The 23,046-nt window shown below is 47.9% G+C and carries 17 protein-coding genes; 6 read left to right on the forward strand and 11 right to left on the reverse strand.

Features of this window, described 5'->3' with window-relative positions:
• Positions 1–346: 346 nt before the first annotated feature.
• Positions 347–4,270: an ATP-dependent RNA helicase HrpA gene (gene hrpA, locus IFO68_RS17675; RefSeq protein ID WP_225445308.1), complete on the reverse strand. Its 3,924-nt coding sequence runs from the start codon at positions 4,268–4,270 to the stop codon at positions 347–349.
• Between the two features lie 198 nt (positions 4,271–4,468).
• Between hrpA and IFO68_RS17680 the strand changes: the two genes are divergently transcribed.
• The 3 genes from IFO68_RS17680 to IFO68_RS17690 all read left to right on the forward strand — a co-directional run bounded on the left by IFO68_RS17680 (position 4,469) and on the right by IFO68_RS17690 (position 7,842).
• Positions 4,469–4,930: a tellurite resistance TerB family protein gene (locus IFO68_RS17680; protein WP_192017140.1), complete on the forward strand. Its 462-nt coding sequence runs from the start codon at positions 4,469–4,471 to the stop codon at positions 4,928–4,930.
• A gap of 333 nt (positions 4,931–5,263) precedes the next feature.
• Positions 5,264–6,952, forward strand: a complete 1,689-nt coding sequence (locus tag IFO68_RS17685) for an NAD-dependent malic enzyme (RefSeq protein WP_192017141.1) — start codon at positions 5,264–5,266, stop codon at positions 6,950–6,952.
• Positions 6,953–7,122: 170 nt separating this feature from the next.
• A complete protein-coding gene (locus IFO68_RS17690; protein ID WP_192017142.1) occupies positions 7,123–7,842 on the forward strand; it encodes a SanA/YdcF family protein in 720 nt (239 codons plus the stop codon).
• A gap of 59 nt (positions 7,843–7,901) precedes the next feature.
• On the opposite strand, the gene IFO68_RS17695 is transcribed toward IFO68_RS17690, so the two are convergent.
• The 4 genes from IFO68_RS17695 to IFO68_RS22025 form a co-directional block, all read right to left on the reverse strand.
• The gene (locus tag IFO68_RS17695) at positions 7,902–8,549 is read right to left on the reverse strand and encodes a glutathione S-transferase family protein (protein WP_192017143.1); all 648 of its coding nucleotides are present in this window, start codon (positions 8,547–8,549) and stop codon (positions 7,902–7,904) included.
• A 14-nt stretch (positions 8,550–8,563) separates the two neighbouring features.
• The gene (locus IFO68_RS17700) at positions 8,564–9,766 is read right to left on the reverse strand and encodes a YbfB/YjiJ family MFS transporter (protein ID WP_192017144.1); all 1,203 of its coding nucleotides are present in this window, start codon (positions 9,764–9,766) and stop codon (positions 8,564–8,566) included.
• Positions 9,756–11,579 carry an FAD/NAD(P)-binding protein gene (locus tag IFO68_RS17705; protein ID WP_192017145.1) on the reverse strand — a complete coding sequence of 608 codons (1,824 nt, stop codon included), beginning with the start codon at positions 11,577–11,579 and terminating at the stop codon, positions 9,756–9,758. Before IFO68_RS17705 ends, IFO68_RS17700 begins: the two co-directional genes overlap by 11 nt.
• A gap of 279 nt (positions 11,580–11,858) precedes the next feature.
• A complete protein-coding gene (locus IFO68_RS22025; protein WP_255557964.1) occupies positions 11,859–11,984 on the reverse strand; it encodes a hypothetical protein in 126 nt (41 codons plus the stop codon).
• Between the two features lie 431 nt (positions 11,985–12,415).
• On the opposite strand from IFO68_RS22025, the gene IFO68_RS17710 reads away from it, so the two are divergent.
• The gene (locus IFO68_RS17710; RefSeq protein ID WP_192017146.1) at positions 12,416–13,786 is read left to right on the forward strand and encodes an SLC13 family permease; all 1,371 of its coding nucleotides are present in this window, start codon (positions 12,416–12,418) and stop codon (positions 13,784–13,786) included.
• Between the two features lie 128 nt (positions 13,787–13,914).
• Here the strand turns inward: IFO68_RS17710 and IFO68_RS17715 are convergent, their stop codons facing one another.
• Positions 13,915–14,892 (reverse strand): Gfo/Idh/MocA family protein, encoded by a 978-nt coding sequence (locus IFO68_RS17715; RefSeq protein WP_192017147.1) that lies wholly within the window; start codon positions 14,890–14,892, stop codon positions 13,915–13,917.
• A gap of 249 nt (positions 14,893–15,141) precedes the next feature.
• Here IFO68_RS17715 and IFO68_RS17720 point away from each other — a divergent pair, with 249 nt between their 5' ends.
• The gene (locus tag IFO68_RS17720; RefSeq protein WP_192017166.1) at positions 15,142–16,224 is read left to right on the forward strand and encodes a beta-ketoacyl-ACP synthase 3; all 1,083 of its coding nucleotides are present in this window, start codon (positions 15,142–15,144) and stop codon (positions 16,222–16,224) included.
• Between the two features lie 158 nt (positions 16,225–16,382).
• Here IFO68_RS17720 and IFO68_RS17725 read toward each other — a convergent pair whose 3' ends face one another.
• The 5 genes from IFO68_RS17725 to IFO68_RS17745 form a co-directional block, all read right to left on the reverse strand.
• A complete protein-coding gene (locus IFO68_RS17725) occupies positions 16,383–17,645 on the reverse strand; it encodes a DEAD/DEAH box helicase (protein ID WP_192017148.1) in 1,263 nt (420 codons plus the stop codon).
• A gap of 105 nt (positions 17,646–17,750) precedes the next feature.
• Positions 17,751–18,665 (reverse strand): N-acetylglucosamine kinase, encoded by a 915-nt coding sequence (nagK, locus tag IFO68_RS17730; protein WP_192017149.1) that lies wholly within the window; start codon positions 18,663–18,665, stop codon positions 17,751–17,753.
• A gap of 142 nt (positions 18,666–18,807) precedes the next feature.
• Positions 18,808–19,536, reverse strand: coding sequence for a tRNA-uridine aminocarboxypropyltransferase (locus IFO68_RS17735; RefSeq protein WP_192017150.1), 729 nt, complete (start codon positions 19,534–19,536; stop codon positions 18,808–18,810).
• Between the two features lie 80 nt (positions 19,537–19,616).
• On the reverse strand, positions 19,617–21,665 hold the full coding sequence (locus tag IFO68_RS17740; protein ID WP_192017151.1) for a methyl-accepting chemotaxis protein: 2,049 nt from the start codon (positions 21,663–21,665) through the stop codon (positions 19,617–19,619).
• A gap of 245 nt (positions 21,666–21,910) precedes the next feature.
• Positions 21,911–22,264: a DUF3802 family protein gene (locus tag IFO68_RS17745; protein ID WP_027252261.1), complete on the reverse strand. Its 354-nt coding sequence runs from the start codon at positions 22,262–22,264 to the stop codon at positions 21,911–21,913.
• 291 nt (positions 22,265–22,555) lie between these two features.
• Here IFO68_RS17745 and IFO68_RS17750 point away from each other — a divergent pair, with 291 nt between their 5' ends.
• Positions 22,556–22,915, forward strand: a complete 360-nt coding sequence (locus IFO68_RS17750; protein ID WP_192017152.1) for a glutathione S-transferase N-terminal domain-containing protein — start codon at positions 22,556–22,558, stop codon at positions 22,913–22,915.
• Positions 22,916–23,046: the final 131 nt, after the last annotated feature.

Raw genomic sequence — 23,046 nt, forward strand, 5'->3', positions numbered from 1 at the left:
GAAAGAGAATTTAACTTGTCTAAACTGCATTCATCAGCAGGAGGTATTTTTGCGTGTTATAAGTGAAATCGATGTAATTTTCTGTAACTGACAAGATAGGCAATTAATAAAAAATAAGACACTTTTATCTCTCACAAAAAATAATGAGATAAAAATGCATTATGAATAAAACATGAATCTGGAGCGGGCTTATAACGAACCAGCTCAATTATTCTTCCAGTGCTTTATTATATATATCACCATGAAAACAGAACACATATAACACAAGCAAAAAAATTGACGAGTTATTAACTCGTCAATTTTTAATTATAATGTTTTTTTAATGACGTTTAAATGAATCACTTCATTAACAGGAAGCGATGGCATTTCTGACTCGTTTATCAGAGACAGGATACGGTGTACCTAATTGTTGAGCGAAATAACTCACACGCAGTTCCTCTATCATCCAACGGATCTCCTTAACCTGTTCAGGTATCGGCTGACCTTTAGGAATCTTATTGAGTAATTCTTTGTAGTCATTGGTTACTGACTCAACTTTCAGTATATGTACTCTGTCTTTATTCGGGTCAATCGGCAGTTTTTCCATTCTGCGCTCAATCGCTTTCATGTAACGCAAGATATCCGGCAGACGTTGCCAACCACACTCAGTGGCAAACCCTTTAAAGATTAAACCTTCAATCTGAGCTTTGATATCAGACAACGCAAAGGCCATACTCAGGTCGACTTTCCCTTTCAATTTTTTGTTGATATTGAAGGCCGTAGTCAAAATGGCTTCTACCTGTTTGGCGATATCGACAACCGTATCTCCCAGCTCGGCCCGCACATGCTCTTTCAATGCTTCAAATGTATCGGCATCCCAAACCAGACCGCCCTTTTCTTCAATCAGTTTATCTACGCCACAGGCAATACAGTCATCAATCAGATCCATAACCCGCCCATACGGATTGAAGTACAGACCCAGCTTTGATTTGTTCGGCAAATTAGCATGCAAATATTTGATCGGCGACGGCACGTTAAGCAATATCAGACGACGCTGGCCTTGCTGCATGGCCGTACGTTGCTCTTCTTCTGTTTCAAACAGCTTGATACCGACCGAATCTTTGTTATCAATGATAGCCGGATAGGCTTTAACTTCAAACCCGCCACGTTTCTGCTGATAACGCTCTGGCAACGCGCCAAAGCTCCAGGTCTTCAGGCCGTCCTGCTCAATATCATCATCGGCAACCTTAGACAGCGTTTCCTGAACTTTCTCTTTCAGGCTGTCTTTCAGTGCGTACAAGTCCTTATTTTCCCGAAGTTTCCGGTTACGGTGATCCACAGCACGGAATGTGATCTTCAGGTGTTCAGGAATTTGATCCAAATTCCAGTCATCGCGCAGTACAGTCACACCTGTCATACGCTTGAGTTCTTTTTCCAGCGCATCCAGCAAAGGCATCGACAATGCCTGTACCCGGGCCAGAAAAGCATCTGCATAGTTAGGTGCCGGCACAAAGTTACGACGTAACGATTTGGGCAACGACTTGATCAAAGCTACCACCAGCTCATGGCGCAAACCCGGTATCTGCCAGTCAAAACCGTCCGGTTCCACCTGATTCAATACAGGTAACGGAAGATGAACTGTGACACCATCTGTGTCTTCACCCGGTTCAAACTGATAGCTCAGCTTGAGTTTTAAGCCGCCCTGATGCCAGAAGTTGGGATAATCAAGCTCAGTCACATGGCTCGCATCACCCCGTAACAGCATCTCACGTTCAAAGTTCAGCAGATCTTTGTCTTTCCGGGAAGCTTCCTTCCACCAGGCGTCAAAATGCCGCCCGGAAACCACAGTATGCTCAACCCGCTGATCGTAAAATTCATACAGCGCATCGTCATCGATCAGAATGTCACGCCGACGGGACTTATGCTCAAGCTCTTCCACTTCCCGCAATAACTGCCGGTTTTGATGGAAGAATTTATGCTTTGTTTCCCAGTCCCCCTCGACCAGTGCCGAGCGAATAAAAATTTCGCGGCTGAGTACAGGATCAATCTTGCCGTAATTCACTTTACGTTTAGGCACAATCGGAATGCCGTACAGGGTGACTTTCTCAAAGGCCTGCACAGAAGCCTGCTTTTTCTCCCAGTGCGGTTCACTGTAGCTGCGCTTGATCAGATGGGGGGCCAACGGTTCGATCCATTCAGGCTGAATCTTAGCGGCAATACGCCCCCACAGCTTGGAGGTTTCCACCAGCTCGGCCACCATAACCCACTTCGGTTGCTTCTTGAAAATACCGGAACCGGGGAAGATGTTAAATCTGGCGTTGCGCGCACCCTGATAGTCGTTCTTCTCCTGATCCTTCTGGCCAATATGCGACAGTAAGCCCGCCAGTAGCGAGGTGTGCACCGCCTGATAATCGGCAGGTTCCTCGTTATGACGCAGCTTCAGCTCACGCACAACCTGATGCACCTGAAAATAAATATCCTGCCACTCCCGCACGCGCAGGTAATTCAGGTAATCCGCTTTACACTGCTTACGGAATTGATTTGCAGACAGCGTTTTTTGCTGCTCTTTCACGTACTCCCAGAGGTTCACGAAGGTCTGGAAATCCGATTCTTTGTCATAGAAACGACGGTGTTTCTCATCCGAGGCCTGTTGTTTTTCTGTCGGGCGCTCCCGTGGATCCTGTATCGACAAAGCAGAAGCAATAATCATGACCTCTTGCAGCGCACCGTGTTTCGGTGCTTCCAGCACCATACGTGCCAAACGCGGATCAATCGGCAACTTCGCCAGCTGACGGCCAACCTCAGTCAAACGCTTTCGCGGGTCGGTCGCGTTAGCGTTCATCGCACCCAGCTCTTCAAGCAGGCGTACACCGTCCTGAATATTACGGCTGTCAGGCGGCTCAACAAACGGGAAGGCCTGGATATCACCAAGGCCAATCGCCGTCATCTGCAAAATAACCGATGCCAGGTTAGTACGCAGAATCTCCGGATCGGTAAATTCCGGACGCGACAGAAAATCATCCTCTGAATACAGACGAACACAGATACCTGCCGCCACCCGGCCACAACGGCCTTTACGCTGATTGGCACTGGCCTGCGATACCGGTTCTATCGGTAAGCGCTGCACCTTGGTGCGATAACTGTAGCGGCTTATACGGGCTGTACCCGGGTCGATCACATACTTGATACCAGGAACAGTCAGTGAGGTTTCAGCCACGTTGGTCGATAGCACAATGCGCCGGCCGCTATGCGACTGGAACACCCGGTTCTGCTCACTGGCTGACAGGCGTGCGTACAAAGGCACGACTTCAGTGTGTTTGATATTGCGCTTATTCAGGGCATCTGCCGTATCGCGGATCTCCCGTTCGCCATTCATGAAGATCAGGATATCGCCCATGCCTTCATCGCACAGCTCATCGACCGCATCGAAAATGGCCTGTAGCTGATCACGATCGTTATCGTCACTGTCATCCATGATCGGCCGGTAACGTACTTCAACCGGATAGGTACGGCCAGACACTTCGATAATCGGCGCATGGTTAAAATGTTTTGAAAAGCGTTCCGGATCGATAGTCGCTGAGGTGATGATCACCTTGAGATCCGGACGTTTCGGCAACAGGTTTTTCAGATAGCCCAGAATAAAGTCGATATTCAGGCTTCGCTCATGGGCTTCATCGATAATGATGGTGTCATACTGGCTCAGGTATTTATCGTTCTGAATTTCAGCCAGCAAAATACCGTCGGTCATCAGCTTCACTTGCGTTTTATCTGATACCTGATCGTTAAAACGGACTTTGTAACCTACGGTTGAGCCCATCTCGCAGCCCAGCTCTTCAGCGATACGGTTCGCCACTGACCGCGCCGCCAGCCTACGGGGCTGAGTGTGGCCTATGGTTCCCGTGGTGCCCAGCCCAAGTTCGAGACAGATTTTAGGCAGCTGAGTGGTTTTACCTGAGCCGGTTTCACCCGCAACAATCACGACCTGGTGCTCGCTGATCGCCTTCGCAATGTCCTCTTTCTTCTGACTGACAGGCAACTGTTCAGGATAGGTAATCTGAGGACAGCTGCGGCGCCGGATGTCTACCGCTTGCATTGAGCGTGCGATATCCATAGCGATTTCATCGAATACCGTATGGCGAGCCTGTTCATTCTTTATCTTAGCGGCACCCTGCACTCTTTTGTGCAGACGGAAACGATCGCGGATCAGGCAATCTTTCAGTGCGGCTTTTAATGTTTTTTCATTATTGCGAACCTCGGTCCGCTCAGATTGAGACTTTGTAGACTGAGTCAAGTGATTTCCTGCTTGTATCAGTTGGTCGTTCAGGCTGAATGCAAGTCATCAAAAGGCCTGAACAAACGCATCATAAAACTGCCGCGATTCTAACACATAGTTTATCTTTCATCAGGCAGGCTAAAACTATCCCTTGCATTTTTTCTGCGAGCACTGCAAAGATAAAAGTATGACTGAGGCTGTTGAAAGGAAATGATTATGTTCCAGCAATTACGCGTACTCTTTCGTCAGGTAATGAATGAAGGTAGTGATGATGGCGCGGCGGTTGATACCCCATCCCTTCACCTGGCGATGGCTTCACTGCTCTGTGAAGTCGCAGATGCCGATCACAGCAGAGACCCCAGCGAGGAAAGTGCAAAGGTCCACCTGTTAGTCAAATTGCTTGAAGTGGATGACACACAAGCCAGAGCTCTGCTGCACGAAGCTCAAACCCGCAGTGAGCAGTCTGTGTCGGTTTTTGAATTCACCAATAAGCTGCGCTCACTGTCTGCGGAAGAGCGTTACCGCTTAATCGAAGCCATGTGGCAGGTCGCTTTTGCTGACGGCATTTTAGACCCGGTGGAAGAAGCCGTTATCCGCCAGGTTGCAGAGCTGATCTATGTTGACCATGCCACTTTCATTAAGGCTAAACTGTCCGCTCAGGCAGGCGCTTCCGAGTGATTCCTTTATGGAATGCCTAATACAGAAGACGGATAATGTAAATCGGGTGATTTTGGGGTAAATTTCTGATAATCACCCGCCATTCCAGTTAAATGCGCCAATAAAACACAACAACTCAGCTAATATAAGCCACAAACAGCCATTATCACCTGATAATACCTTACTTTATCTCGCATTTTCCTTCATCAATAAGACATTCAACAAAAGTTGAAAATGTTGATCATTTTAACAAAATTTTTGAACTTTCTCTTTGAATATAACGAGTGATAGGTCTACGATGTGCCATCAATAAGAAGAAATGCCAAAATTTCAGCCAAAAACAGAGTCTATTGCATGAAAGACGATAAAAGACCCCTATATATCCCCTACGCCGGACCGGCCCTGCTAGAAACTCCTCTACTTAACAAAGGAAGTGCATTTTCTGTCGAAGAGCGAATGTTCTTCAACCTCGAAGGTTTGTTACCAGAAGCGATTGAAACCATTGAAGAACAGGCAGAACGTGCTTATCAGCAGTACCTGAAATTTGACAATGATATGGATAAGCATATCTATCTTCGCAACATTCAGGATACCAACGAGACACTGTTTTACCGACTGGTTGAAAGCCATATCACTGAGATGATGCCAATCATCTACACCCCGACTGTCGGTGCGGCATGTGAGAACTTCTCTAATATTTACCGCCGTGGTCGTGGGCTGTTCATTTCTTATCCGAACCGTGACCGCATTGAAGATATGCTCAACAATGCTTCCCGCCATAATGTCAAAGTCATAGTCGTGACTGACGGCGAGCGTATTCTTGGTCTGGGTGATCAGGGCATCGGCGGCATGGGTATCCCAATTGGTAAGCTGTCGCTCTATACCGCCTGTGGTGGTATCAGTCCGGCTTATACCTTGCCGGTTGTGCTGGACGTGGGTACCAATAACCCGCAGCGTCTGTCTGACCCTATGTACATGGGCTGGCGCCATACCCGTATTACCGGTAAAGAATACGAAGACTTCGTAGATAACTTCATTCAGGCAGTTAAGCAACGCTGGCCAGATGCATTAATCCAGTTTGAGGACTTTGCACAGAAAAACGCCATGCCTTTGCTGGATCGCTACAAAGATAAAGTCTGCTGTTTCAACGATGATATCCAGGGTACTGCTGCTGTAACTGTAGGTTCCCTTCTGGCAGCCTGTAAAGCGGCCGGCAGTAAACTGTCTGAACAACGTGTCGCTTTCCTGGGTGCAGGCTCTGCCGGGTGCGGTATTGCTGAAGCGATTATTGCGCAAATGGTCTCTGAAGGTATTTCCGATGCACAGGCACGCAGCCAGGTTTACATGGTAGACCGTTGGGGTCTGCTGCTTGACGATATGCCTAATCTGGTTAACTTCCAGAAAAAACTGGTGCAAACACGTAAGAGCATCAGTGAGTGGGAAACTGATGACAGCAATATTTCCCTGCTGGACGTAATGCGTAACGGTAAACCGAACATACTGATCGGGGTATCCGGTGTACCGGGCCTGTTCAGTGAAGAAGTAATCCGTGAAATGCACAAGCATTGTGAACGTCCGATCATCTTCCCGCTATCCAACCCGACCAGCCGTGTAGAAGCCATGCCTGCTGATATCATCCGTTGGACGGACGGTCAGGCTTTGGTTGCCACCGGCTCGCCGTTTGAACCTGTTGTTTATAACGGTAAAACCTACCCGATTGCCCAGTGTAACAACAGTTATATCTTCCCTGGCATTGGTTTGGGCGTGCTGGCTGTTGGTGCCCGCCGCGTAACCGATGAAATGCTGATGGAAAGCAGCCGGGCACTGGCGGAATGTTCCCCCTTAGCCATTAACGGCCGTGGCGCTTTGCTGCCACCGCTGGAAGATATCCAGAATGTGTCTCGCTACATCGCTATGGCAGTGGCGAAGAAAGCAGTTGAGCAACGCAAAGCACCGAAAAACACCGAAGAGCGCATTAAAGAGAAAATTGATGCGAACTTCTGGGAACCGGGCTACCGCCGATACAAGCGGACATCGTTCTAATTATTCGCTTTTTTGATGAACAAACCCGCTACTGGCGGGTTTTTTATTTTTCAGCCTGCCATGCTGATGATTTTCACGACAAGTATGACCTGATTTTTACACAACATTATCAACGGATTAAGGTACACTTAAGGCGTTAAGCAACCGTTATTTTTGCGTTTTGGGCCTCTATGAAGCTACCTACATTTCTGCGGTATACCGTCATGCTGATGATTGTACTGTTCGGATTCTTTCTGATACTCGACAGATGGGTAGCAGCGACGACGGCTGATCGTATCTATACCCAGATAGATCTCATCCCTGCCCGCACCGTTGGTCTTGTGCTGGGAACGAGTAAATACATAGCCCATAATCTCAATCCTTATTACAACTACCGGATGGATGCCGCGGTTAAGTTGTACCGGGAGAAAAAGGTCCAGATCTTTCTGTTAAGTGGTGATAACGCGCACCGTTCATACAACGAGCCATGGACTATGAAACGTGATTTGCTCAAAGCCGAGATCCCTGACGAAGTCATTGTGCTCGACTATGCGGGTTTCCGGACGCTGGATTCAGTTATCCGGGCTAAAAATGTGTTTGAAGCTAATAGTCTGGTCATTATTACCCAGCAATTCCATTGTGAACGAGCGCTGTTTATTGCCAGTCACAAAAATCTGAATGCCATCTGTCTGGCCGTTCCGGAACCTCGCGGATTCGCCGGATTCAAAATTCGGTTAAGGGAAGTGTTTGCGAGAGTAAAAGCCATACTGGATCTGTACATTCTGAACGAGCAGCCCCGCTTTCCCGGCCCCAAAGAGCCCATATTTACCAAACCGCCTCTGCAGCAAGTACAGCCTGAGCAGCCGACTTACTCAGCACCATTATCTCCTCTTCTTATCAACACGATCTGAGTTCAGACACACTGCCTGAGCAGTGTGTCTGTTTCTGTGTATACCGCAGTTGCCTTCAGCTAAACACCCGCTGAAATGAGTGTTTTAAAGTCCGGTTTTGCCGCTAATCGCTCTAAACTCACTGTCTGCAGCACTTGTTTGAAGGGAGAGTTTTCAAGGAAGAAGGCAATATTATCGCCCGCTGCATCATGAAAAATCTCACTATGGCGAAATTGCACGTACTCAACAGCCACATGGAGATAAAGTGTGGCCAGATTAGGCTGAAACAACACATCTTTTCCGGCGCTTCCTGCCTCTGCTTCCAGTTTTTGCAATGCTTTAACCAGTCCGGTTTTCCCCCGCTGGCTGAGTGCATTGTCTCCCTCAACAAAGCGTCCTAGCGCCACAGTTCTGAATGCTGACTCCATCATGGTTTTTGCCAATCCCATTACAGAAATCTCAAGGGCACTCTGGCTATCCACGGCGAGTAAGGCTTCGGGTTGATATGTTGCAATCAAATACTGGCAGATACATAAGCTTTCACTGAGCGAGACACCGTCATTCAGCGCCAGCGCAGGAATAATACAAAAAGGATTGACCTGCTCTAACTCTTCGGGAGATTGCCAGGGATCAACCCACATTAGTTGCAAAGCATCGCACCGGGACAGCAATGCCGTTGCTGTAACAACCCTCGAAAACGGTGAGGTTTCATTCAAGTAAAGTTTCATAGTCATTCCCTTGTTCAGGATACAGATTGCGAGACAGGTTCGCTTCCCTGTTGAGGAGGCGTGAAAAAGATACATGCAATTGATACAACTAGCGCGCAAGCACTAACGGCAAACAGAATATAGTACGAGGAAAGATGAGCGGCATAATATGCCATGATAAAACCCACCACCCCTTGAGAAATAGCAAAGGACAAGGTCATTGCGCTCCAGGCTTTGGTATGCAGTTCATAGCCGACAGATTCCAGTGTATAGGTCGAAACCAAAGTGACAGTGCCCGGTGTGAAAATACCCACCAGCAGAGAGGAGAAAAACAGCGCTAATGGGTGAGTACTGATTAAGGGAAGCGAAACACCCAGTGCCTTCAAAGAAAAAGCAATTAACAACGAGCGCCTTACTCCTGCATGATCACCAAGAAAACCCGTTAAAACAGGGCCGATTGCGGCTCCAATCCCGAACGTTGCCCAATAGAGCCCGCCACTGACAAACGACATGCCAAGCTCACGCACTATATAATCCACCCAAAAGAGAGTATGAGGCAAGTAGCCGATGGCATTAAAGGTATAGGCCAGCAAGATGAGTAGTACTGTCATCCCCTGCGGTCTGGACATGTTCCGGAAGGTTGCCGGAGCGGAACGACTTCCGGATAACGGCTCTGTTGCTCCCCAGGCATTCCACGTCAGCACAGTAGTCACAAAAGCCACAACCCCCATTCCTATCCATGCAGAAACAACACTATGATAGATAAGAAGCGGAATCAGTGTCCCGGATAACATGGCACCCAGGCCAATACCGGAAAACACCACGCCGCTGACACGAGTTTTGACCTTAGCGCTGTGCATTCTCACAATGACCGGCGGTGCGAGCACCATCAGCATGGCACCTGCGACGCCTGCCAGAGTGCGCAACACGTAAAACCACGCGAGAGGTGCGTCCTGAAACGCACAACCCAGATAGCTGATACTGCTTACCAGCATGGAGACTCGGATAACCTGGCCGACAGTAAAATACCTGATCAGAAAATTGGCTGCCGGCGCGCCAAAGATGTAGCCGATTAACGTTGCCGCTCCCAGATAAGTGGCGTCTTCCACCCTAAACCAACCGGCTTGTATCAGGGCTGGCATCAGAGCGATATAAGCAAAACGCCCAATGCCATTACCAATCAGTGTTGCCCCAAGGCCTGCGAAACTGTATCGGTTAAATATCGGATTACTCTGCATAGGAAAGTGCTCTTCGATTTTCAGCCATCAACGCAAAGAGCTGGTTTACAGCCTTTCCGGCATCCACAATAGCCGTAGAGTTCACGCCCGGTCTTGGAACAATAAACGTATAAAATTTATTGCCTTCCGTTGGAATACCAAGTGCCCACATATTGTCGTGAACACTGCCATCCTGGCTAATCACTTGCATTGTCTTATTCACATCAATCCCGCCTGGATGATACTTACCGTTGTAATACAAACGCGTAAAACCTTTAGAGAGCAATTGTTTCCACAGTGCCGTTCCATCGTCTTTAGGGCTGTGCATCGAAATTTTTGCATGGACTAAAATATCAGCCCGTCGTTCATATTCAGGCCATACAGAAGACTGAAGCACTATCTGTTTACCCTCAGTATCCACTACAACATTGGGCGCAGGTCCCAAATCGAGATGTAAAATCCCACACTCTACCAGTGCCAACATCTCTTCCAGGCGCTCTTTGGGCGGGCCTACAGCTATCCGGTTCATAATTGGAATAAACACTGCATCTATCCAACGGTGAGAGTCTTCCGTCAATCCTTTGAAATCAATAGTGTCACGGATTAAATCCCTAAGATCACGTAAAACATCGCTGGCAGATTTTATTGGACTGTTCACATTTCCCCGCTGTGCTTCTAACAAATCATTTTCAATAAAAGTCAGCAGCCATTTCCCATACGCTTCTTTAGAAGAAAGTACTTTCATTGGTATTGGGGAAATTAGTCTTTGCCACGAAAATCTATCTTCCGGTTTAATTGTTCTGTTTATCAGCTCAACCCGTTTCGGCGGCAATGAAAAGAAATAACTGTTGCAGAATTTTTGTGATTCAATCGCTCCATATTTATCACGTACGTAAGCTTCATAATACGCATATTCCATGTCGTTAATTAAGAGTGGGAGTACGTCTTGGATGAAGTCTATAGAGCCTTTAACACGAAGCTTTCTCACCACATCAGCAGTCAGAAACTTTGCCTTGTATTGAGCAGAAGCGCCCTTTTGGTTAGTCGCTCGACCTGACAAAGGTAAGCCTGTTCGTGAATAAGCAATGATCTGTGGTTCATGCCCGGATGGGGCATACGCTAATCGGCCGTTATCAGAGCGGATAAACTCGCCTCCTCGACCTACCGTAAGCTCTGCCACAACGTCGCACATTGTCAACCCCATGCCTTTCACAGCAACGGTGTCGCCACATCGAATTTCTGATAGCTTTTCTTGAATCGGGTACGGGTCACAAATTTCTAAACCACTTTGTTCTTCTGCCAACTCGGGCTTAGTGTGCCCAGTTGTAATAAACACATAATCCAGTTTATGCCTAGTCTCATCTTCTGTTTTTACTGACCAGCCACCGTCAGATTCTTCAATATCCACAACCTCAAGAGGAATATAAGATATATTCAATCGAACTGAAGCAAATTCAAGAATGTAGTTAAAGACCCAGTTAAGGTATTGCCCGAACAGTTTTCGAGAGTAGTAGCCGTCAGGATGTACCTCATCAGGGATATCTTTAGAAGGTCGCTGCTCGCATAACCACTGATAAAACGTTGGTCCTGAGAGAATATTGCCAGCCTCAACAACAGAGTCATCTGCAAACATTGTGATTTGTTCTGCAACAGTATTAACTAACAAGTGATTAGGCTGATCTGTGGTATGGCATCCGGATCCAGGTAAATACGGGTCAAATATCAACAAATTAATTTCTGCGTCGATATTATTCATTGCTGAAGCAACAATCCTCTCAACAACACCCAGCCCTCTAGGGCCCACACCAATAACACCAACATTATTTACAGACAACTCAGCACCCTCAACAAACCATTAAGCAACAATTTTTATATACACATTGTGCATACGTTGTTAACAAAGTGTCAAGTAATTACTCTAATTGGATGATATTGTAAAATTAAGTATCGAGAAGACAACTAAGGCCAAGATTGCTGCAGCGAACCATCACCACCGTCATAGGCGGTGGTGATGGGGATAACAGTAAAAAAACAACCCAGCCAAACTGACTGGGTTGTTGTGCATTTCGCTACGATGAAACAATACTGTTATCTCAATGATAAAACCGACTTTTTATTCCTTGCGCTGCCCCTTGTCAGGCAGTGAATACTGTCTCAGCATTTTCATACGTACGCGGCTCAAATGCTGCTGTGCTTCTTCCTGAATACGCTTCTTAAATGCTTTTTTTGTCGATGTCATTATTTGTTAACCTAGCTTGTTTTTTGTTCTATAAACCACCGGCCGAAAGCCTAAGATCGATGGGCTTATTCAAGCACCAAGACCAAGCACCAGAAGATAATTGACCCGACCAGCTATCGCAAGCCAGACATAAGCAATTTTTTACCTGTGTTTGCTCATGCCTTGTTATCAATACATCGAACTCTAGTAAAGACAACATCGCCTGTTTTGTCATCGTCTCTACTCAGGCGAGCAGAAACATAATGGGTAGATTCCCACACATTCAAAAATCATGACCTCACAAAAGCCATGACAACTCAGCCCACACGTCACATTCGCGTTAACAAAGTATAAAAAAAATGCAACATTTCAGTTCGGCAGCACAACAGAAGCGAAAAACGCCTCGTGCCAAACCTACACCATAATTACAGTCAATCTGAAAGGAACCCAATATGACAGCCTTAGCACTGACACTTAAACAGTGGCTGTTTGACCGGAACAGCCTGATACTGCTTGCAGATATCGCCCTATTTTTCGTCCTGCTAAATACATTACCTGTTGAAAAAGAAGTAGCAACGGGTCTGAGTATTCTTGCTTTCGTCGCCGTACTCTGGCTGACAGAAGCGGTTCATGTCAGCATCACAGCACTACTCGTCCCCTTGCTGGCGGTCGGTTTTGGCGTTTTCAAAACCAACCAAGCGCTGGGTAACTTCTCCGATCCCATCATTTTCCTGTTTTTGGGTGGTTTTGCTCTTGCAGCTGCTTTGCGCAGTCAAGAATTGGATCAAGCCATCGCAGATAAAGTGCTGGCGATGGCGAAAGGAAAGATGTCTGTCGCCGTTTTCCTGTTGTTCGGTGTGACCGCTGGCCTGTCTATGTGGATCAGCAATACAGCAACAGTTGCTATGATGTTGCCTCTGGTGTTGGGTGTACTGGCTAAAGTGGATGCCAAAAACCAGCGTAACACCTATGTCTTCGTACTATTAGGCCTTGCTTACTGTGCCAGCATCGGTGGGATTGCCACTGTTATTGGTAGCCCGCCAAATGCCATTGCTGCCGCCGAAGCCGGACTGAGCTTTACCGATTGGATGGCCTTCGGCTTGCCTACCGCACTCGTATTGTTACCTTTGGCGATTGGCGTACTGTACTTCCTGCTCAAACCAAACCTGAACCACACTTTCGAGCTGAATCACAAGCCAGTTGAATGGAACAATGGGAAGAAAATCACCCTTGCTATCTTTGCAATAACCGTTGTGCTGTGGATTTTCAGTAAACCCATCAATGGTATGTTAGGCGGACTGAGCAAGTTTGACACTCTGGTCGCGCTGTTTGCTGTCGCTCTGCTGGGTGCATCACGCGTCGTAAAATGGAAGCAGATTGAAAAAACAACCGACTGGGGTGTGTTGCTGCTGTTCGGTGGTGGTATCTGTTTGAGTAACGTACTGAAAGAAACCGGTACCAGTATCTTCCTGGCTAACAGCCTGAGCGGCTTCCTGGATCAGGCTGGCCTGCTGCTCACCATCCTGGTTGTGGCCGCTTTCGTGGTATTCCTGACCGAATTTGCCAGCAACACCGCCAGTGCGGCCTTGCTTGTCCCTGTTTTCGCTTCTGTGGCAGATGCTATGGGTATATCGCCAGTGATTCTTTCCGTGTTAATTGGTGTTGCCGCCTCTTGCGCTTTCATGCTCCCTGTTGCGACGCCACCTAATGCGATTGTATTTGGTTCTGGTCATATCAAACAAAGTGAAATGATGCGCGCCGGCGTTTATCTGAACATTGTTGCCATTGCTTTCCTTACTATGGTGGCTTACCTGTTCTGGTAAACGATTGCGCTGACAACCCTGATAATAATAACAATAGCAAAGCCAATCTCTTTTTCCCGGTGGCCAATTGGCCACCTTTTTTTATTAACCTTTTTGTTAACCTTATGTTATCAAGCTGTGTTATTAACCTAGGAGTCAGCCGGATACCGTATACCGATAATCTCTCTGGCAACCGTTATTATGGTGTGTACGATACGGCTACGCTCCAGACCCGAGTGATAATAATCTTTACCTTCGATCAAACGTGCAAACTCTGCAACTTCATACTGCATGGTATTTTTTGCCTGAAATCGTGACAGCGTCACATCAGATTCATTTCTGCGATGAATAACAATATTGCGGCATTCTGCTATGGTATCAATCACTAATGTCCCCAGCTCTCCTTGCAACTCGCAAGGTATCTTACTGTCACTCACTTTAGAGTGAGTAATGACGGTATCGAAATCACCGTAATGCAAAACCAGAGTACCATGAGCATCCACCCCAGAGTCCAGCAACGTACCTTGAGCCGTGAAGCTCTGAGGCTCACCGAACAATGCGATAGCGACACTCAATGGATAGATACCGATATCCATCAGTGAGCCATTAGCGAATTCAGGATTAAAAGTATTCGGGTTGTCACCGTTGAGATACCTATCATAACGGGATGAATACTGACAAAAACTGAAATACGCTTTACGCAGCCGTCCGATTTTACTCAGGCTGTTTCGCACCACGGCAAAGTTAGGGTTGTATGTCGTTTTCAGCGCCTCAAACACCACCACATTCTTCGCCTGAGCCAGTTCAATTAAAGCCTCAGCTTCCTGAATGTTGGATGCCATAGGTTTCTCAACCATCACATGTTTTCCGGCACGGATAAAGATTTCAGCCTGAGAGGCGTGAAAAGCATTGGGGCTGGCAATATACACAGCATCTATGTCATCACTGTTTGCCATTGCTTCAAGGTCATCAAAACAACGTTTAATCTGGTGCTTTCGCGCAAAATTTTCAGCACTTTCCATTGTTCTGGAATAGACAGCGACAGGATTGATCTTCCCTGTTTGCTGGGCTGCCTCTATAAAACTGTCAGTGATCCAATTTGTACCGACCGTTGCCACTCTTAACATTTGCCCAGGTTCCTCTCTGCCACTTTGTTCATTTCATTATGCACACAGGAAAATTCGGGTAAACGCCAAGGGTTTGATGATGAGCACAAATCCCTGCTTTGATAGCTTGGAGTCCGTTAGAGCTTGAAGTAAGATAACAGGCTGACTCAATGGGTTTTCACCGATGTTCCTGCATTTTCCCGTAGAGAAAGCAACCGAATTCATATTTTTGCAATTTTTATTTGCCTAAAAGTATAACCAGAACAGAGAATCGCTATGTACCACGCCGAAATCACTGGTTGGGGCAAGTGCTTGCCGCCAGCTATTCTGACTAATGATGAACTCAGCCAGTTTGTCGAAACCGATGATGAATGGATCCAATCCCGTACCGGGATTCAGGAGCGCCGCATCAGCCACGTTGATACCTCGAAGCTGGCAGAGGTAGCCGGAGCCCGTGCACTGGCAGCCGCTGGATTAACAGCCAGTGATCTGGATTTAATCATCATCGCTTCCTGCTCACCTGACACACTGATGCCGAATATTGCGTCCAAAGTCGCGCTGGATCTAGGTGCCAAACGTGCCGCAGCGTTCGATCTGAACGCCGCTTGTACCGGTTTCATTTACAGCCTGGAAACCGCCACACGCCTGATTCAGGCCGGTAATTACCGTCATGCGCTGGTTATTGGTGCAGAACGATTATCCTGGCTGATCGACTGGAGCAAACGCGACACCGCCGTTCTGTTCGGCGATGGTGCAGGCGCAGTGATCATCAGCCGTACTGAAGAAAAACTTGGCCTTCAGGAAGCGCAGCTTGGTTGTGATGCTGAAGGCCGTGATGTGCTGGCCATTCCTGACTTCGGCACGTGTATGGATCGCTTCAATCCGGATCCGGGTCACTTTACCTTTAACTTCGTTGGCCGTGAAATTTTCCGCCGCGCGGTACGGGGCATGGGTTCTGCAGCCAGTACAGTGCTGGAACGTGCTCAGTTAAACAAAGATGAGATTGATGTAGTCATTCCCCATCAGGCTAACAAGCGTATTATTGAAGCCCTGTGCGATCACACAGGCATTCCGCTGGAAAAAGCTTTCGTCAACATTCATCGCTACGGCAATACCTCTGCCGCGACTGTGCCAATTGCATTGTGTGAAGCGGTTGAAGAAGGATTCATCAAGCCCGGTAACACCATATTGTCGGCAGCATTTGGTGCCGGCCTGACCTGGGGGGCCTGCCTGATTAAATGGGGGCAGCGGGTAACGCCTGTCGCGCAATCAGATGCCGAACTGCCGCCTTGTGAGAAAACAGCGCGCGAGATTATGCAAAACGCGATTGACCACTGTACTGGTGTGAAATAATTACATTCTGTCAGCCGCAGTAAATATCCGCCTTCTGAGAAAGCAGCTTTAAACAATGACCACCGCCATAAGCGGTGGTTTAGGGGCGACAATTAAAAAGCCACTTAGTCACTAAGTGGCTTTTTCGCCCCAATGGGCAAATTCTAACACTTGGAATTCTAACGTTTGGATGACTGACGCTTACCTCTGCCGTGATGCACTTTTAGCTGCTTTTTCATGCGGCGTTTATCGGCTGAACGGCCTTTAGGCGCGTGTTCCGGAGGCGAAATAGTCGGATTAGGTTCATAACCTGCCAGCCATTCTTGTGGTAAGCGCGTATCCAGCAGATCTTCTATCGCCTTTAACGCCCATTCTTCGTCCAGGCTCATCAGCGATACAGCCAGGCCTTCACTGCCGGCACGACCGGTGCGTCCGATCCGGTGAACATAGTCTTCCGCTTTAAAGGGCATATCAAAGTTCACGACATACGAGAGCTGTTCTATATCCAGCCCTCTGGCTGCCACGTCGGTTGCAATCAAGGCCCGCACTTTTCCTGATTTAAAATCATCTAAAGCGCGCTGTCTTGCCCCCTGGCTTTTATCACCATTAATGGACGCAGCTTTAATACCATCCAGCTGTAATTCCTTCACCAAGGCATCCGATCCCTGTTTGGTTTTGGTAAACACCAGCACCTGTTGCCAGTTACGTGAGCCAATCAGATAAGCCAGTAATTCGGCTTTACGGTGTTTATCAACCGGGTAGACAATCTGCTGCACGGTTTCTGCAGTGGTATTGGCAGGGGTGACTTCGATGACAGAAGGATCCTGCATCATCTTATAAGCCAGGTTCTTTACTGCTTTCGAGAAGGTGGCAGAAAACAGCAAAGTTTGCCGCGGCGCTTTCATTCGCCTTAAAATACGCTGAATTTCATCCTGAAAGCCCATATCCAGCATACGGTCCGCTTCATCAAGCACCAGATATTCCACCTGACTGAGATCGATATTACCGACATGCGCGTGATCCAATAAACGTCCCGGGGTGGCAACGACTATCTCGGGATGATCTCTGAGAGCTTTGGTCTGCATATTCATGCTGGTACCGCCATACACAGCCACAGATGTGAGAGGTAAAACAGCACAGAAGGCGTCCATGTTGTCCTGTACCTGCTGCGCCAGCTCTCTGGTCGGCGTCAGAATCAAGGCTCTGACTGGCGCGCCCTTACCCAGCCCCTGATTCTTAGCGGTTTGGCTGAGCATCCGATCCAGCATCGGCAATCCGTAAGCAGCGGTTTTTCCTGTTCCTGTCTGTGCTGCAGCCAGCACATCCTTTCCCGCCAGCACAGCAGGGATCGCCAGTTGCTGTACCGGAGTCGGTTCTGTAAAGCCTTGCGTATTGATCGCTGAAAGAATTTCAGCCTGTAGCCCTAACTTGGAAAACGCCATACCGCTGCCTTGATCACGAAAAAGCAGGGATTCTATCCCCTGTTGCGGTGAGTTACCAATAAAAAAGCACCCTTGCGGGTGCCTTCAGCATAATAAGGGTATGGTTCAGACCGTTTCGATATTCAGGAAAGCCGCGCCACGGACACCGCCCGCATCGCCATGTTTGGCTTTGATGATTTTAGGTGCGCGGGCCACCGACAGCAGGTGCTTAGGCAAACGCTTTGGCAACTCATCATATAAGAGTTCGAAATTGGACAAACCGCCGCCCAGAACAACCACATGTGGATCCAAGCCTGTCAGCAGATTACCCAGACAAATGGCCAGCAGTTCAACAAAACGTTCAACATGCTCAACGGCATTCGCTTCACCTTGGTTGTAGTGTTTGATTATCTCAACCGCCGGGACTTTCTCTCCAAAATAATGCGCATAAAGCTGTTCAAAACCGCGCCCGGACAGATAGTTGTCAATACACCCTTTGTTGTCACAGCCGCATTGGAATAGAGGGGCTTTCTCACCCAGGTGAAACCAGGCATCAATGGGTAGACGCGTATGGCCCAGTTCACCGGCGACATGGTTTTTACCGGAAAACACTTTTCCGTTAAACACTAAACCACCGCCAAAACCCGTGCCCAGAATCAGCCCCAGCACAGACGGTTCATCACGCAATGCTTCATCCCATGCTTCAGACAAAGCAAAACAGTTTGCATCGTTATCAATACTGACAGTACGGCCAAGACGGCTTTCAAGGTCTCGACGCAGGTGGCGGCCTTTTGCAGCAGGGATATTGGACGTCAGCACTGTGCCATTTTCGGCGTCTTCCATACCTGGGATACCGATACCAATTTTCCCTTTACAGTGAAAACGTTCATCCGCTCTACCGATCAATTCCACCAGCGTCTCAATTAACGCCTCATAATCATCACCCGGCGTAGGTACACGTTCAGTGGCCACACGCTCAAGTTGTTCGTTGAAAGCACCAAATTCAATTTTAGTGCCTCCTACATCGAAGCCGTAATACATCGTTGTCTCCATTATTTTGCGCTGCAAAAATTATCCATTTATCAGCATATACAGACTGTGACACAAACCATATTTAGCAGTGTATCAATCAGCGCAAGCGCACAATTATATTAAGTAAGCAATGCAAAGCTGAAAAGCACGGTTACACACAAGCTTCGGAGAGCACCGCCTGCTTTAGGCGCGCCAAAGCCGAGTCTTCAGGCAAAGACCGGTTTAGTTTTCCGACCATATAATTTTCTCTGAATACATCAAACCAGAGATCCAGCATTCGGGCATTTTCCTGCTCACCGAAACTGGCCACGATCCGGGCCGCGACTTCTGCCGTACCCAGCTGATTGTCCTTGGCCGCTTCCCTTACCTGATAACGTGAACGTGACTCAGGCGTAATTGACAGCATAGGAAATTCGTTCAGATACGGGCTTTTACGAAACATTTTTTTCGCTTCAGACCAGCTTCCGTCAAGCAAAATAAACAATGGCCGTTTGCCGGCCGCAGGCACAACCTCGCTTGCGACACGCTCTGGGGTACCGTATTCCGCAGGAAAAATCACATAAGGTTGCCATTGGGGATCAGTCAGCACCGCAAGCATGGCGGGATCAGGCTCAGTTCGAGACCAGATAAATGCAAAGGTATCGATAAAAAGATCGGCAATCAGCCTGCCGGTGTTACTGGGCTTCAGCACTTCATCATCATACATAATCAGCATGAAAGCGGCGTCAGACTCAATCTGTGGTTTATGGCTGCAGATACAAAGGTGGGCTCTGAGCATGCAGAACTGACAACGCTCAACTTTTCCACCCCGTGCCAGAAATGGCCGTGTTGAACGGGCAAGACGCATTTCATACAGGTTATGAACAGCGTGGATACGCATAGCTAGACTACCAGGGAAAGAAAAAACGCCAGCATTCTACTGGCGTTAGTGACCCGGTGACAAGTCTATGCCTGCGGTTTCTAAACGGCAGGGTCCAGAATTTTATAGCGCGTCAGCATCTGGCTCTGCTCCCGCGCAATGTCAGACACAGTTCTGGCTTCCTCTACCAGCGTCGATAATTGCTGATTGTTGAGGCTGGCCTGGCTGGCGACTTCCTCAACACTTCGGCCCACTTCCATGGAAGCATTTTCCTGTTGTTGTGTGGCAGCAGAAATCGTGATCACTTTATCGGTAATCCGGGCAATGGCGCCTTGTATACTCTGAATAGCCGATTCAACCTCGCCACTCAGATTAATGGAGGCTGTCATTTCGCTACGGCTTTCCTGCATTGCCGTGTTCGCCTCTTCTGCCGCCTGGTGCAGCTCGGCGATAGTCCGGCGGATCGACTCGGTTTGCTGGTTGGTCTCACTGGCCAGTTTTCTGACTTCGTCGGCCACCACGGCAAAACCGCGTCCCTGCTCACCCGCCCGTGCCGCTTCGATTGCCGCGTTCAGCGCCAGAAGGTTGGTATTGTTGGCAATCGTGCTGATAAGCTCCACGACTTCTGTAATTTTGCCGACGTGTTCATCAAGCGAGATCATACAGGCCTCGTTTCGCGCAAACTGAACATCCAGAGACTGCAGTCTTTCGGTGCTGCGCGCAATAATCCCGGCCCCTTCTTGCGCCAGCGTATTGGCCGCTTCGGCTTCGGTTTCCGACTCAGTGGTACTTTGCGCGATTTCTTTGATAGAGGCTTCCAGCTCAGTGATGGCAGCAGCAATAGTGCTCAACTGATCACTCTGCTGACTGAGTGCGCGGCGAGACTGCGCCGAAGCGGCCTGACTACGCTCAGCCGCCTGAGTTAAGGTATGGCCATTCTCACTGAGTTGCGCCATGGCATGGCTGTTGGTCCGATTTGACTGATTCAGCAAACTGGCCAGTTCGGCAAATTCTTTCGGTGCGTTTTCGTCTGCGATGACTGTCAGATCACCCACGCTGTTTGCCTTGATCACATCATCCAGACGCTGCAAAGAAAGGCGAACCGTTTTGCTGACCCAGGCGCCGGCTAGTAGCGCCAACAGCAAACCGGCGACACTCAGGGCAATAAAAATCATTTTGGCATTGTCGCTGGCGGCCAGAACACCCTGTTCGCTTTCATAGATCATGCGCTGTGAACCTGTCTCCATATCTCCCAGCTTGAGCATGATTTTTTCCACCTGCACTTTTGCCTGATCGGCTTTTTCAGCCTGCGTCTGTATCAGGCGAAGCGTATCGAGCTTGAGCGCGACCATACCCTGCTCGCTAAACAGCTCTTTCACCATATCAAACGGTACAGATAAACTGGAGTATTCCGCCAATTCAGGATTTAGTCGATTCAGCTCTTTCCACGCGTATAACATGCCTGACAAATTAGTCCGATTCAGATCTTTAGCGTACGCTTCGGCTTTTTTCAGATCGCTTTCAAACAACAAAGCCACCATGTTGTTTCCCATTTCCTGGGAATGATTAATGAAGTTAGTCACATGACCCATAGCCGCAGTATCGCCAGCGTACAACCCGATGCTGATCCTGCTCATTTCAGAGCGAACAGATGAAACAGCATAGTTCATCGTAGCTTTGTCAGATTCCAGCTTGGCTTGATTGGTCAGAATTTGCTGCTGTGTTTGTTGAATGGACGAGACAAGTTGATTAAATGTGGTGAGATCGCTTTCAAAAGCACTGACATCATTTTCAAGCCAGCTAATGCTATGTTCAGTCGCCAGCTGCTGCAATTCTGCTACGGCATCTTCTACATGCTGTTCATTACTTTTCAGTGTGTTCAGTGCCGTCTCCAAGGTTTCTATTGTCCGGCTATTTATCACCTCTGTCAGACTCTGGGCGGAAGCCAGTGATCCCTCTACCATTTCGGCATTCAGGGTTGCGACGGGTAATGCCTGCTGGCTCAGCGAGGCGAACTGCGTAGAAACACGGTTAAGCCCTTGATTACCAAAGAATGATAGCAATCCACCGATAACCACAAGAAGCAGAAAGACTGACTGTATCAGAACCACAACTGACAGCCTTGTCCGTTGAGTGCGTTTTTTTGTCATAATGAACCTTTGTCAATGCCACAATTTCTGCCCCAGCAAAACCAGTTCCAACACGTTACAGGACAATAACTGTGATCCTATTCTCATTAAATTCGCCGTTAACATACGGCTCAAATATGACAATAAAATGTCAAAGGTAAAAAATATGTAACGAAAGCCTGCAGTTAGCTAAATGTCAGCGACAAAAAAAGCAGCCTCAGCTGCTTCTGTGTTGCTTGCCGGATGTCGCTCTCCGAGCATTGTGTTCAGGCGTGTGAAGTTTGTTGACTTATCACACTGTCAAACAGGTTTTTGACCAGGCTGATATAATCTTCCAGGAAAGTAATTTGCTCAATTCCCGGGTTTTTCTGCCATAAGCCGCCTAGCATTTCCGCCATATCATCCAATACAGCATCGGCTTCCTGCATTAGCTTGAATCGAAACTCCGGTTCAAGATCCGGGTTCTGACCAAACACCGCCATCAGGTTTGTAGCGATCAGATCCGTGACAACATTTTCTACGGTTTCCTCACTTGCATCAGTACCGCTTACCGCAAACACACTCAGGTGTTCCGTAAAATACTCAATCAGCGCGTGATAACCATCAGATTCAACAACCATATCTTTTGCTTATTCCACCCAACACTACAGCAAATGATAGAGTGTCCAATTTGTTTTTCAAGCTCTGTGACACCAAGTGTGCTCAAGTTAACTATTTTGTTTATCAATAAGAAACAGCTAATTTAGCCATCCGCCAGATGACTTTTGCCAGCACCAGCCTCCGAGCAGTTAACAACGCGGATTTTCGGTCTCTGCTGATACCATGCTGCAGTTGGAACACTGGTGACGTTAGGAGGGCTTTTACGTTACAATCCTGTCACTAAAATCTGAACTATAGAGATAGACATTCCAATGAAATTTGTTCGATGGTTCCTTGGCCGGATTATCCTGCTGCTCAATGTTGTATTTACGCCAAAATCCATGAAACGCTCTGCCCTTGAGCAAAGCGAAATCAATGTGGCGGCTGAAAAGCTGAAACTTTACCAATTTGATGCCTGCCCTTTCTGTGTCAAAGTCCGCCGCAGTGCCAAACGATTGGCTCTTCCTCTCAAAACCCTTGATGCGAAGAAACCTGCCTTCGAACAGGAACTGATTAATGGCGGCGGAAAACGTAAGGTACCTTGTCTGCGAATTGAAAAAGAAGATGGACATGTGGAATGGATGTATGAATCTTCTGACATTATTCAATATCTTGAAAAACGATTTGCCTGATCTTCCCGTATAACTAGAAGCCCGACTCTGATCGGGTTTCTAAGTGACGACAGTTTTTTGACAGCCATCTGATACTTCCCCCGCCCGATTTCAGTATTATTTCTTATACAACGCGACCTTAGCTATTTGCT

The organism is Photobacterium arenosum (assembly GCF_014841115.1).
Lineage (GTDB): Bacteria > Pseudomonadota > Gammaproteobacteria > Enterobacterales > Vibrionaceae > Photobacterium > Photobacterium arenosum.